The sequence below is a fragment of the Vagococcus humatus genome, assembly GCF_003950325.1.
In the GTDB taxonomy this organism is placed as follows: domain Bacteria; phylum Bacillota; class Bacilli; order Lactobacillales; family Vagococcaceae; genus Vagococcus_C; species Vagococcus_C humatus.
Genome location: NZ_PXZH01000001.1, coordinates 226,807 through 239,992, shown reverse-complemented (window position 1 = coordinate 239,992; position 13,186 = coordinate 226,807). Strand labels below are relative to the sequence as shown.

14 protein-coding genes are annotated in these 13,186 nt (G+C 32.8%); 3 read left to right on the top strand and 11 right to left on the bottom strand.

What is annotated here, in order from left to right; translation table 11 throughout:
- Window positions 1–17 precede the first annotated feature (17 nt).
- The 4 genes from C7P63_RS01155 to C7P63_RS01140 form a co-directional block, all read right to left on the bottom strand.
- A complete protein-coding gene (locus tag C7P63_RS01155) occupies window positions 18–776 on the bottom strand; it encodes a YibE/F family protein (protein ID WP_125942324.1) in 759 nt (252 codons plus the stop codon).
- Window positions 773–1,885 carry a YibE/F family protein gene (locus C7P63_RS01150; RefSeq protein ID WP_125942323.1) on the bottom strand — a complete coding sequence of 371 codons (1,113 nt, stop codon included), beginning with the start codon at window positions 1,883–1,885 and terminating at the stop codon, window positions 773–775. Before C7P63_RS01150 ends, C7P63_RS01155 begins: the two co-directional genes overlap by 4 nt.
- 268 nt (window positions 1,886–2,153) lie before the next feature.
- Entirely contained in the window at window positions 2,154–2,600 is a 447-nt protein-coding gene (locus C7P63_RS01145) for a GNAT family N-acetyltransferase (protein WP_125942322.1), read from the bottom strand.
- A gap of 59 nt (window positions 2,601–2,659) precedes the next feature.
- Complete coding sequence (locus tag C7P63_RS01140) at window positions 2,660–3,646, bottom strand: choloylglycine hydrolase family protein (RefSeq protein ID WP_125942321.1); 987 nt, start codon at window positions 3,644–3,646, stop codon at window positions 2,660–2,662.
- A gap of 326 nt (window positions 3,647–3,972) precedes the next feature.
- Here C7P63_RS01140 and C7P63_RS01135 point away from each other — a divergent pair, with 326 nt between their 5' ends.
- Window positions 3,973–4,440, top strand: coding sequence for a DUF3955 domain-containing protein (locus C7P63_RS01135; RefSeq protein ID WP_125942320.1), 468 nt, complete (start codon window positions 3,973–3,975; stop codon window positions 4,438–4,440).
- A gap of 61 nt (window positions 4,441–4,501) precedes the next feature.
- Here C7P63_RS01135 and C7P63_RS01130 read toward each other — a convergent pair whose 3' ends face one another.
- From C7P63_RS01130 to C7P63_RS01100, 7 genes are all read right to left on the bottom strand, one after another.
- The gene (locus C7P63_RS01130; RefSeq protein ID WP_125942319.1) at window positions 4,502–5,674 is read right to left on the bottom strand and encodes an MFS transporter; all 1,173 of its coding nucleotides are present in this window, start codon (window positions 5,672–5,674) and stop codon (window positions 4,502–4,504) included.
- Window positions 5,675–5,926: 252 nt separating this feature from the next.
- Entirely contained in the window at window positions 5,927–7,354 is a 1,428-nt protein-coding gene (locus C7P63_RS01125; protein ID WP_125942318.1) for a helix-turn-helix domain-containing protein, read from the bottom strand.
- A gap of 169 nt (window positions 7,355–7,523) precedes the next feature.
- Window positions 7,524–8,498: a WxL protein peptidoglycan domain-containing protein gene (locus C7P63_RS01120; protein WP_165863736.1), complete on the bottom strand. Its 975-nt coding sequence runs from the start codon at window positions 8,496–8,498 to the stop codon at window positions 7,524–7,526.
- Window positions 8,499–8,599: 101 nt separating this feature from the next.
- Window positions 8,600–9,064, bottom strand: coding sequence for a hypothetical protein (locus C7P63_RS01115; protein ID WP_125942316.1), 465 nt, complete (start codon window positions 9,062–9,064; stop codon window positions 8,600–8,602).
- Window positions 9,065–9,263: 199 nt separating this feature from the next.
- Window positions 9,264–9,572, bottom strand: coding sequence for a metal-sulfur cluster assembly factor (locus C7P63_RS01110; protein WP_424580135.1), 309 nt, complete (start codon window positions 9,570–9,572; stop codon window positions 9,264–9,266).
- Between the two features lie 168 nt (window positions 9,573–9,740).
- The gene (locus C7P63_RS01105; RefSeq protein WP_125942315.1) at window positions 9,741–10,490 is read right to left on the bottom strand and encodes an alpha/beta fold hydrolase; all 750 of its coding nucleotides are present in this window, start codon (window positions 10,488–10,490) and stop codon (window positions 9,741–9,743) included.
- A gap of 75 nt (window positions 10,491–10,565) precedes the next feature.
- Entirely contained in the window at window positions 10,566–11,492 is a 927-nt protein-coding gene (locus tag C7P63_RS01100; RefSeq protein ID WP_243640777.1) for a YitT family protein, read from the bottom strand.
- A gap of 184 nt (window positions 11,493–11,676) precedes the next feature.
- Here C7P63_RS01100 and C7P63_RS01095 point away from each other — a divergent pair, with 184 nt between their 5' ends.
- Together C7P63_RS01095 and C7P63_RS01090 are read left to right on the top strand one after the other, a co-directional pair.
- On the top strand, window positions 11,677–12,462 hold the full coding sequence (locus C7P63_RS01095) for an epoxyqueuosine reductase QueH (protein ID WP_125942314.1): 786 nt from the start codon (window positions 11,677–11,679) through the stop codon (window positions 12,460–12,462).
- A gap of 126 nt (window positions 12,463–12,588) precedes the next feature.
- On the top strand, window positions 12,589–13,137 hold the full coding sequence (locus C7P63_RS01090) for a biotin transporter BioY (RefSeq protein ID WP_125942313.1): 549 nt from the start codon (window positions 12,589–12,591) through the stop codon (window positions 13,135–13,137).
- The last annotated feature ends 49 nt before the right edge of the window (window positions 13,138–13,186 follow it).

The following is a 13,186-nucleotide window of genomic DNA, read 5'->3' as shown; positions in this document are numbered from 1 at the left end:
AAACAACAGCTGACTGATTATTCAACCAACTGTTGTTTTTTTACTAAACTCATCTGAAAAGAAACCACAGGAATAACTAAAATCACGCCAACTAAACTACAACACATAGTAAATAATTCTGCTACCATCACTTTACTATTTAACATGCGTTCAAGCGTATAACCTAAATCTGCTAACCAAATAACTAAGGCTAAATTATTCCCAATAAAAGCAAATAATAACGTGTTCGTTGTGGTGCCTAAAATATCTCGGCCAATTTTAATACCAGATGCCCAAATTTGTTTGGTAGAAATATCTGGCTTTTTTTTCATCAATTCTTCTAAAGCTGAAGCAACAGACATCGCTGTATCTGTAATTGCTCCAACTGTTCCCATAGTTAAGGTACAAATAGTTATCTTTAAAAAAGAGATCCCAACGTAAAAAGAATACATGTCCATTTCTACGACTTCTTCTTCCCCTAAGCCTTGAATTCTTAACAATGGAACTAGCCACCAAATCACAACAAACAGCAAAAGTAACGTAATTAAACTACCTAATGCTGCTACTTTCGTTTTCAGGTAAAAACCATTAATGAAAAATAAGTTAAGGCCAATCATTAAGCAGCAAGCAATACCTGTTAATACTAGAGGAGAATAGCCTTTTCTCATGCCAACAATCACGACAAACATGAAGAAAAAATTTAAAAAAAGAGATATAAAGGCCGTTAACCCATGACTTTTCCCTACTGCATACATACTTATACCTAAAATGACTACTAAACAGCCTAAGACGCTCATGATGATGTCACTCCCAACTTGTTAAAGAAGTAAATCCCCAGCCAGCTACTAATAGGAACAGTTAAAACAATGCCGATACTTCCGGCAACTGCCCGAATAAATTCTAAAGACAAAATCATGGAAAAAGTAAAGGTATAAGACATGTCATTACGTAAATATAATAAAATGAGAGGTAAAGCACCGCTTAAATAGGCAAATAATAACACATTTGCCATAGGTCCCATAATGTCTCTCCCAATCACTTGACTAGATTGCCACAACTCTTTTTGACTCAAATTAGGCTGGTAGGTTAGTAACTCTTCTAAAGAGGTGATAATTGTCATCGCCACATCCATCACTGCTCCTAAACAGCCAACTAAAAGACCAGATAAAAAAATTAAATGAGGAGACTTTGTAATAAAATCCATCTCTTCATAACGAATGCCTTTTTGCTGAAGCATCACCATAGCTAACCAGCTGATCAAAAAGGACAGAAAAGTGCCTAATAAGGTAGATAAAATTAATGCCCAAGTTTTGCGGTTCCACCCATTTAAGATTACTAAAGAAACCACAGTAAATAAACCAGCCCCTAAAACAAACATCTTAAAAAGAGCTTGAGGATTGGTGTGCACATAATATTGGGTCATCCCCACTAGTATGCCAGTATTTACTATTAAACTAACAAAAGACAACACTCCTTGTTTATTACCAATGAGTGCCAGTAAAAAAAGAGTCACAAGCAAACAATAACTAATCAATCGGTCTCGTTTTAGACTGAGTATATCTGCTGATTGTTCTCCTGTGTGTAATGTTCTTCGTTTAATCAGTAAAATATCTCCAACTTGATACTTAGCATCATATACTTGACTATGAGAATAAGTATTAGACAGAACTAACGTTTGTCCCTTATCTTTTGTATTTAATAAAACTCCTGTCAGTTGCTGCTTAGCTTTTACATCTTGGTTACCATGCTCATCTCTTTCTTGATGCTTCTCCACTATTTTTGCATCTTCCACTTTAAAAAGTGTTCCTTGGTACTGATCATAATCATGAGTCCAGTACTCAATGCCAATAATAGCTAAAAGAAATAGGCTCAAAAGAAGCAAATAAAATCCTTTTCTCTTACTCATAACGTCTCCTTTCTTTTAAGCTTCGTCTATTCAGTTATATCATATTCTCATTGCACCTGTTTATTTTTGACAAAATTTATAGATATTTTATCTTTTATTACTTAAACAAAAAACTCCTAACCACACTGGATTAGGAGCTTGACTGTCTTATTATAATTGTATAGAAAATAGGAGAACTTCAGGTTAGAACATAAGATTGATTAGCTTCTCTTTTCGTATACCGGCTACCGAAGTCGAACCGACACAATTAATATGCTACTTAAATTCCTTACTTTTCCATTTTATAATTGATAAAGTACTGACTTCTCAAAAGAACTTCATTTTCTTTGGTAACTCTATAACCAATAGCTTGGAAAAAAGGTACTGCGGTTTTGGATGCATAAGTATGAAATTTTTTTGATGAACTTATAGTTTCAAGTTTTTTAACTAACAGCTTGGCAATGCCTTTTCTTTGAAAATCCTTATGCACAAACAGTCTATCAAGATAACCTGTTGGACTCATATCAGAAAACCCTACAATCTGTTCATTTTCTCCTATAGCTACCAGAGCATTATTTTCAACCAAAGACCTATCCCAATTATTCCTATCAATATTAGACCAAGCCTCTACTTGTTTATCAGAATAATCCGCAATATTAACAGCCTGTATAGTTTCTCTTATCAAATGAATTACTTCCGCTTTATCATTGGTAGTATAGTGACGCACCTTGAACATTCATCTACCTCTTTCATTCTTATCTAATTATAAATTTAGATTAGGCGTTTTTTCTACTATTATTTAGTTAATGAAGTCACTTTAAATTCTGTGTTTACTGGAAACTCCACTGGTTTAGCAGCCGTTAATAAATCTTCTGTTAACTGAAGAGAAAAAACTTCTGGAGTTTCGTAAGGTTGGAAATAATACGTTAAGCTTTGAGTCTCCATCACTGCTCGGTATTGTGTATAATCGGTACTACCATCGTCTTTTAGATTAACACCTTTAGGAATGGTGACATTATTTAAAATTTGCAACAGGGCATTCACTCCTTCTGTTAGTGTCTCTCCTGTCTCAGTAAATTCTCGGTTATAAACGGTTCTGACAAATCGCTCCGGAGAAGTAAATCCTCCAGGAAGTCCAAAGGTCCCAGAACCTTGCCCAAAAGGCTTAATCTCTAATGTTCCCATGGTTTTATTCGAAAAATTAGTAGGACGTATCCCTAAATAATTAGTCAAATTTTTCAAATGCCATTCTAACTCAGGACTATTAGCCATAACCCCAACTGGATTATCCTTTATCTCCAAATACCCCTTGTCTGTTTCAAGTACCACACATTCTCCTGTTTTATCCGTCACAATAAAATGTAAAGGAACCACAGTTTGAAGAAGTGGATTTTCTGCATGAACTAACTGAACATCTGTTAGTTTTTCTCGTAATTCGGCAATACTAGCTACTTCTCCTAATAGCCAACTAATCAGCTCATGAGGAGCAACGCTTAATTTATTTGGATCAGGGGTTTCTACATAGTGAGCTTCTCCTAAAAAGTAAAGTTCTGCCACAGCTAGACCTTTTTCATTGATTCCGTCTGCTACAAAATACTCTCCTAAATTGCGGCCAGTTCCGACAAATCCCCAGCGAGTCGTTAATTTAGTCCCTAGTTGTAATTGCCAAGAATGATTTCTAGGAATAACAACAGGCTTTCCATATAATTGGAAACCAAAGTCCATCGTTCTTCCTAAAAAATGATGTTGGTTTTTAGTTGTTAGTGTTAAACTTGTGCACATATGCTTCACTCCTTATACATTATCTTTTTTCATCTCTATCTTACCTATTTTAAGTAAATATTCAAGAAAAAAGACAAGATTTTCCCAGTCAAAGCCTTTCTTTATTTTTTCCTCCACTTCTTTCTTGCTTATATCCTTCCTTCCTGTAAAATGACTCTATACTCTTTCTGCCTAACCTATTTGGACTAGGTTTTAGCAGGGCAATACGCTAATATTGAATGCGCAAGGAGAGCTGTCCCTTGATACAGTAGAGGCAAGCACTCCTTTCTTTAAAAAATAGCTCACTGTTTCTATAATAAATAAGACATCAGAGAAAGGAGAAACACATGGAATTTGGCACAACGATTAAAAAAATTAGAACCAATCAGCAGCTGACTCAAGAAGAATTTGGAAAAGAATTACATGTCACAAGACAGGCCGTTTCAAATTGGGAAAATAACCGAAATTTGCCTGATCTTGAAATGATTATTCTCATTTCAAAAACCTATCACCTTTCTCTTGATGAATTAATTTTAGGAGAGGATCAGATGACACACAAATTAATCAAAGATGGTAGCGAAACCAGACGGGCTCAATTAAACTTGATTACCACACTTATTGGTAGCTTTTTACTGCTAATTGGACTAGGTTGTTTCTTGATTAAAGCTAACTCAGTGGAATATTTAGATGCAACAGGCATGCTACATGAAAATTTTTATTTAATTCCGATTGGCTTTCTGTTTCTTTTAGCAGGAGGCATAGTTATTTTCACCACCGGACTTAGCTATTTCTTAAAAAAAGCTGACAAAGCATAAAAAATAACCTGTGTTACATTATCACGTAACACAGGTTATTTTTTATAATCTAGCACTGCTATCATTCTCCAACTACGGATTTTGTCTTACCGTTTAAAAATAGCGATAAAATCCCTGTACCAAACAAAATAACAGCTGATACATAATAGGGATAAAAATGATTAATATCAAACAAATAGCCTGCTGCCATCGGTCCGATAATATTACCAAATCCTGTAAAAGTAGAGTTCAATCCGTTAATCGTTCCTTGTTGATCCCCTGCATGTTTAGATAAATAGGTCGTAACTGCTGGTCTAAATAAATCAAAAGCTAAAAAGATAACGAAAGTAGAACCAATCACCACTAAATGACTGTTAGTAAAAGCAATCACCGCAATGAAAATAGCACTAACAAAGAAAGTTAACTGAATTAATCCCATTTCTCCAATTTTTTGAACAATGCCGTCAAAGAAAAACAACTGACAAATCAGAGCTAAAACACCACTAACTGTAATGACCATCGCAATTTCACCCGTTGTAAAGTTGAAGTTAATCGTAGCCATAATACTATAGATAGACTCAAAAGCTTGTAGTCCAAAAGAGGAAATCAAAATGATAATAAACAAAGAAGTAAAGACTGGATTTTTTAAAATGTCTTTAATTGAGCCACTTTCAGTCGTTTCCACTGCTGATTGAATTCGTCTGTCTGGCTCTTTTAACACTGCTAAAGTTAAAACAAAGCCAATAAAAGCTAAAATGGCTGCTACAAAAAAGGGGGCGCGAATACCTAAATAAGCAATAAATCCTCCTACCCCTGGTCCAATAATAAATCCTCCACTAATAGCAGCAGATACCATCCCCATAGCTTTTGACCGTTCTGCAATGGTAGTCATGTCTGCCACAAAGGCTGTTACAGATGGCATCAGTAAAGCAGCTGCCACCCCTCCTAGTCCCCTAGAAACATAGAAACCAGTTTTAGTTTGAGCCAATCCAAATAATAACTCTGATAGAGAAAAAATAATCATCCCAATGGCTATCATTTTTTTACGCCCAATCTTATCCGATAAAATCCCTGAAATAGGTGAGGTAATTAACTGAGCAATAGCGAAGATAGAAATCATCATCCCCATAGTTGCTCCAGAAAAACCCATTTCCTCTTTCAACTGAGGAATGACAGGAATCACTAAGCCTACGCCTAGAAATACTAAAAATAAATTAAAAATTGCTAAATACATCATCCGATTCTTTTTTTTCATAACTTCCTCCTCATTAAAAAAAACAGCCATGCTAAATGGCTATTTTATCCTTAATTATGTCTATAGATCCATTTTTGAAAATGGCTTTCTCACTAAACGTTATTCTATAACACTTTTACCTATTTTTCATCTATTTTTACTCATTTTTTTTAAAAGTTAAATATATATATATCAAAACTATCACAAAATAACAATAGTTTCCTTTATCTTTCAATTTGTACCTAATGGATATTTTTTGTTGCTAACTTAAGTTTAATTTTTTTCTATTATTTTCATTTGGATAAACTCACATAACTTTTTCCAAGATTTAGTGCAATGAAAATCTTCAAAATAGAAGAAAGTTTGATTTGGTTTTAATTTAATTAAACTGTCAGAAATAACAATTTCAGCGTCCTCAACTTGTTCAACAATAAGTATACTTTTACTTGAATACAGACTATTGATGGCATTTTTAAAAAGGATAACCTCATCGGAACAACAAGTTGAGTAAATAACAATCTTAACTGGATTAATTAGCGTTTGATAAATATACGAATAAAGCAACTCCGATACTCTAAAACTAAATAGTTGAAGTGTTTGTTGCGGCATTTCATTTTGATAAGAATCATATATGTATCGACTTATATTTTCAACATGCGAATTTGCATAGCTAATCATATTATCCTCTAACATCGTAATCTTTGGACATAATTTATTCATAGTAATATATATATATATAAAATGAAACAAATAAAACTCATGAAACTCCTTTGGTAAATTATACTTTTTTTCTACCCATTCAAGAATCTCTGTGGACTTTAAGACAATAGTATTTTTCAAATCTTTAAGATTAGCATATACTTTTCTTCCAAAATCAGAAGAAAAATGTTCCGGTAAATAATACGTAATAAATAAATAAAAAAACATTTTTTCAGTTTCATATACCTGGCTATTTTTCAAGTTTAAATATCCAAACTTTTTATAGAAACCTAAATGAATTTCCTTGTATATAATATCCATAATAGCTAATTCTTCATCTATATTTTCTTTCAAAACATATCCTTTTTTTATTGCACTACTGAATATTTTTAAAATATTTTCAAATTTTGTCGTGTTACTAACAGATATATTAGCGTATGAATAATTATTATAATTCTCATGTCCTTTGTTAGCTAATGTTATAATCATATAACTTAATAATCTTATCTGATTCTCATTACCTCTAATCTGTAAATAATATTTATTTTTATAGATAAAACAATCATAACCTGTTTCTTTAAAAAAATTATTGACTTTACTTATTAATTTATAACAATAAGAATAGCTATAATTTAAATGATGAGAAATCTGTTGCATGGTTAACTCCCTATTTGTTAAAAAACATATTAAAATTTTAAAAGTAGGATTTTCGTTTAGGTATTTTTTTCTTAAATATAAATAAAATATTGTATAAGTGTCCTCACTTATCTTTTTAGGCAACCTTACCATTCTATTTTCAATATTATAATATTCTATTGAATCTTCATAGAATTGTTTCTGTTCAATATTTAATTCCGTTAATAACCCTCTTATTAACTTATTAGTAGTTGAAAGCTTCTTTGCTAAATAATCTACAGAAACTTCTGACTTGTTAATTATTTCTTCAATTAATTTTATCTTCTTAATTTCTTTCATTGTTAAAAATTTCTTCCATAATTCCATGTAGTCTGCTCACTTTCTTTAAACTTTATAGGCTACAACTATCTTATATAATTATGCTATAAAATATTGATTAAATATACTTGGACTTAGTTAAATTTAATAATCAAATATATTCATAAAATATCTTGAAAAATTAATAACAATAAAAAGCTTAAAAGAAATTTTTCTTTTAAGCTTTTTTATTATAAATATATAATTTAGTTACTAAAATAGTCAAAACAATAATAACAGCAACTAAAATTCTCCGTATCCAAACCTCCTTTTTAGACTTGACAACAACATTGCTATTTACACTTACTTTTTCTGCCAGTTTTTCTATTTGATCTCTAGAAAAAAGAAATTTGACACTTGTTTCTTCCCCATCTTCTGTAACAATAAACTGATAATACCCAGAGACTAATTCTGATTGATCTAGTAGCGGCACACTTAATTGTGTTTTTATCAAAGGTGCTAGTATAATGTGATCTTTTTCTAAATTACCTTCCGCAATAACCTTTTGATTAGGATTTATCACTTTATAAGAACCAGCATTAGCATACACTACTAAGGGATTATTATTTGTAACATAATATCCAAGACTTACGACATTGTCACTAGTATTAACAAATTTAAAATTATCATAGGTTTGGCTCTTTTGTTCGGTTAGTCTATTCAACTTAAGACGAACTGTTATTACTTTTTGATATACTTGAATAATCCCAACCGACTTGTTATTATCTTTTTTCTTAAGAACTTGAGAAAAGTTTATTCCCCCTAATATTTCTCCCTCAAGTTCTCGGGTCATTTTAATTGTTATTCTAACTTTTTTACTTTGATTGGCTGCTAACCGTATAATTCCATCTTTTAGCTCGCCATCATCGGATTGTATCTTCACATACTTACCTAAATCATAATCTGGGTTCAATAAATTCTTTGTGTTTTTTACATAAGCCACACCATTATTTGTTGAAACACCAATGCTAGAAAAAACATCTACATCCATTACTTCATGACTCATATTAACTATTGTAGCTAGAAAATGATATTCTTTATTCAATTCAGGTGAGAGTTGAATATTTTTCGAATTCGTTACCCCTTCATTTGATTCTATTTCTACTTTTAATGGTGGTGAATATTGATCATTTGCATATACCGTTTGGGCCATTGATAAAATTCCTAGTAGAATAAGTAGCAAAAAACCACATAACTCTATGAAAAAATATTTTTGACTATTTTGTTCCATTAATTTCATAAAAATTACTAATCTTAGGGTACTAATGGTGAAACATCTGTAGCAGTCAATGTAATAGAGTATCCCTCAGTACTTACCACATCTGCTAAAGTCAATTTAGCCTGAAATGTTCCTTCTAACTTAGCAGTATTAAGTTTTTGAGCAGTGTTAGAAATTATAGCAATCTCTTGCTCACCACTCTTCACAGCTAGTCCTGCACCCTGTGATGTGGCAGTTACATATCCAGTAAACTCTTTTAACGTTGGATTATTTATCGTTGCATCAATGTTTAATTCTTCTGTAACTGTCTCAGACATAGGTAATTGTGAAAGATCAAAAGTAATCTCCTGAGTTGTTCCTTCATTAAATTCAATGCTACTAGTTCCTTCTTGTATTTTAACAGCAACACCTTTTGTAGCTAAGTCATTAGCACTTACACTCACTGGAAACGCTAAGGGAACTAATGCCAATAATCCTACCATAATATTTTTTTTCTTCATAAACAGATACCCCCTATTGATTGTTATAAATTTTATTTTTACATCATTATTATATATGAATTATTACTATATGATTCTCTTCTTTTTTCCTCTTTTTTATTTTTATGGATAAACATATTTAAAATAAAAAGCCTCTCTTACTAACCTAAAAAAGTTAGCGAGAGAAGCTTATACTTACAACACAACTTAACTAAATGACTTAACGACTTATCCCTAACGCAATCCGTGCGTAACGGCTCATTCTATCCGTTGTCCATGCAGGATACCAAACTAATTTTACTTCTGAACCGGTGACTTCTGGCACATCTTTTAACGCATTTTGGATATCTTCTGTTAAAACATCTGCTAAAGGACACCCCATAGTTGTTAAAGTCATTTTAACTGAACAAAATCCATTACTATCAAATTCGATGCCATATATTAAACCTAGATTCACAATATCAATCCCTAATTCTGGGTCAATGACTGTTTCTAGAGCTGCCATCACACGGTCCTGGATGCTTGCCATTTCTTCTTCTGACCAAGGTAATTCTTCTTGCTTTATTTCTTCTGAAACATTTTCCGCTTCAGTTAAATGTTCCATTGATTCCTTATCCATTTCATTCATCCTTTCAGTCACTACTTCTCTTCTATGATACAAATAAAATGGACATTTGTAAATGAGAAAAGCTTTCAACTAATCGATAAATTGTTTAGCAAAAAATCTAGCCATGTTAACACTTTCAGAATAGGGAACTTCGTGGCCATCTTTTGTGGTGGTAAAGGTCACTGCGCTAGCATAATCATTTTCTTTAATTTGATTAAAAAAGTCTTCAGTTAACGTTAAAGGCACTACAGGATCTTCTGTTCCATGCCAAAAATGAACAGGTCTTCCTGCTATTTTCTCTGGTTGAAAACTCAAGTCCATTAATTTCAACCGGTCTAATTCTTTTTGAATGCTCTCCTTAGACAACGAATCAAGAGAAGGCATTTCTGATAAAAGCTGTCTGGAATAGGCAACAAAACAGGGGGTTCCCATCAAACACACCCCACTACTAATATCAGGATAAGTCGCTATTAACCCACACGTCATCATACCACCCATAGAAAGACCACTCACACCTATTTTATGCTCTAAAATTACCTGCTGCGTTTGATAATAATTAATTATTTGCGGATAATCTTTAATGGCTTGACCTACTACTTCCCAAAAATCTACTTTGGTAAAATCGCTTTTCCCCTGTCTTTCTCCGTGATAAATAGCATCAGGCAAAATAGCTCGTATGCCTTGTTTAGCTAACTCATATCCGTGACTTAACACCCGTTCTTTGACACTGGTCCAGCCATGATAAAAAATAACTAAAGGAATCGGCTTATTTTCATATTCACTAGCCACTACCTCTAAAACTGGGATAGTTTCGATCACTCTTTTTTTTATCACAATCATTAGATGACCTCCTATTTTTTTAACCTTAGTTTATCATACATACAAACGAATAAAAAAAGATAGGCTAAGACTAGCCTACTTTTCTAATAATTCGATTTCTTGTTGTTTCCGTTGACTCATCATCTCTTTTTGCTGCTCTTCTGTCCAGTAATTTCCCATAACCATTTGCGTAGGAATAACATTCATAAAAGCAGTAGGATCGGTTTCTCCCACAATACGTTCAACATCATATAGCTCATAACGGTTCAAAACAATCATAATCATATTGCCTTCTTGACCACTATAGCCCCCTCGAATTGGCATTAAAGTTGTACCACGCATCACTGTTTCTCTAATTTTAACTAAAATATCTTGACTATGATTTGGAGACACAATGAACACGGTAATTTTTTGACTGTTGGTATGAATAACATCTACCACTTGGCTCAAACAGAAAATAGATACAATGGTAAACAAAGCACTTTCCCAGTCATATAAAACACCGGCAAATAAAATAATAATCAAATTCATAAAAAAGATTAAAGATCCGACTGTTTTCCCTGTTGACTTAGAAATTATTAAAGAAAGTAAGTCCATACCACCTGTTGTAAAGCCGTATTTCAAACACAAACCTGCTCCAATCCCTACTAATACTCCCCCAACAATAGCATTCAACATAATATTTTCTGTGACCACGACTTTAGGTACCAGCACAGTTAAAAACGAGACAGATGCGACAGTCAATAAACTATAAAAAGTGGCTCCTTTGCCTAATTTCAACCAACCTAAAATAAAAACAGGTATGTTACAAATAAAAATTAATAACCCTGTATCTATTTTAATCCCAGCAAACATATCTGCTGCTCCTGAAATTAACTGAGCGACACCATTCATGCCTGCTGAAAATACATGGGCAGGAATTAAAAACATGTTTAATGCTACCGCATTGAGCACACCAGTTAAGATAATGACTGCTAATTTTATCAATAAATCCCTTCGCTGATAATTCTCTTTTCCTTTCAATTCACGTGGCCTCCTTTATTCTTATCTCATTAAAGATAGCAGTTTATCTCATAATTGAAAAGTCTTTTTTTACTGATACATTAGGAATTCTTTTTAATCTATAGCAAAACAGTCATTGCCTTCTTTCTTGTTTTTACTTACAATAGGTTCATTAAGAGATAAAAAAATAAAGAGGTTACGCTAAATGTTAATTAATAGTCTTGAAATTTTAGAAAAAATGAATCCAAATCAAAAAATAAATTATGACCGCGTACTACAAAAAATGATTCAAACTTGGCAAAAAGAACAAATTCAACCAAAGATTTTAATTCATAGTTGTTGTGCACCTTGTAGTACCCATACCTTAGAATATTTGTGTCAATATGCACAGGTTAGTGTGTATTTCGCTAATTCAAACATTCATCCACGAACAGAATATCTAAGACGAGAACAAGTTCAAAAAGATTTTATCGAAGCCTTTAACGCTAAGACTGGTAACCAAGTAGGCTTTATCAGTGCTCCCTATAAACCCAATGACTTTATTCATATGGTTAAAGAAAAGCATCTAGAAGAAGAACCAGAAGGAGGAGAACGTTGTCATGCTTGTTTTGAGCTTCGTTTAGATTTAGTCGCCGAAAAAGCTCAAGAATTAGGCTTTGATTATTTTGGTAGTGCCCTAACCATTTCTCCTAAAAAAAATAGTCAACTGATTAATCATATTGGCATTGAAGTTCAAGAATTTTATCAAGTGAGTTACCTACCTAGTGATTTCAAAAAAAATAATGGTTATAAACGCTCCATTGATATGTGCCGAGAGTACGATATTTACCGGCAATGTTATTGTGGTTGTCTTTTTGCTGCTAAAGAACAAGGAGTCGATTTAAAACAGATTAATCAAGAAGCAAAAGCTTGGTTAGAAAACAGACAAAAAATTCCTTTCCACATGATCACTGACTCTTCAGAACTAGCTGAAAAACCTTCGACTGATTAACCCTCAGTTGAAGGTTTTTTATTTTATGGAAAAAATTAACTTGCTAAAATTTACACTTAATGTTAACCTATAAAAAAAAGAGGTTAACAATTAAATGACACGTTAACTATTATAAGGAGTTCACACATGACACATACTAAATTAAAACAATGGATCATCAATGGTCAGTCTGCTATTATTATCGCCGTTTTAGCTCAAATTACTATCCCTTTAGGCTTTGTTCCGTTAACTGGCCAAACATTAGGCGTAGGTATTATTGCAACACTTTTATCTCCCTTAAACAGCACGATTGCTGTAAGCATCTACTTATTATTAGGAGGGATTGGACTGCCTGTTTTTGCAGGGTTTAACAGTGGTTTAGGCGTTTTAGTTGGACCAACAGGAGGCTATTTAGTCGGATTCATCTTTAACACACTAATTACTAGTTATCTTATTCAAAAAAGAGGGCAATATACAGTAACTTGGACAACCATCGCTAATATTATTGGCGCTATTGTTACTCTTATCTTTGGGACTCTTTGGCTAAAAGTGGCAGCGAATTTAAACTGGCAAGGGGCTTTGGCTAACGGTTTTATTCCCTTTATTTTACCAGGCATCTTAAAAGCTTGGTTAGCTTCGTTTATTGGTGTAACTGTTTATAAAGCCTTAACCCGGGCACATATTTCTCTTAATTAATAAAAAACCGGAAATCACTTGTTTAGTGGTTTCCGGTTTTTATTATATG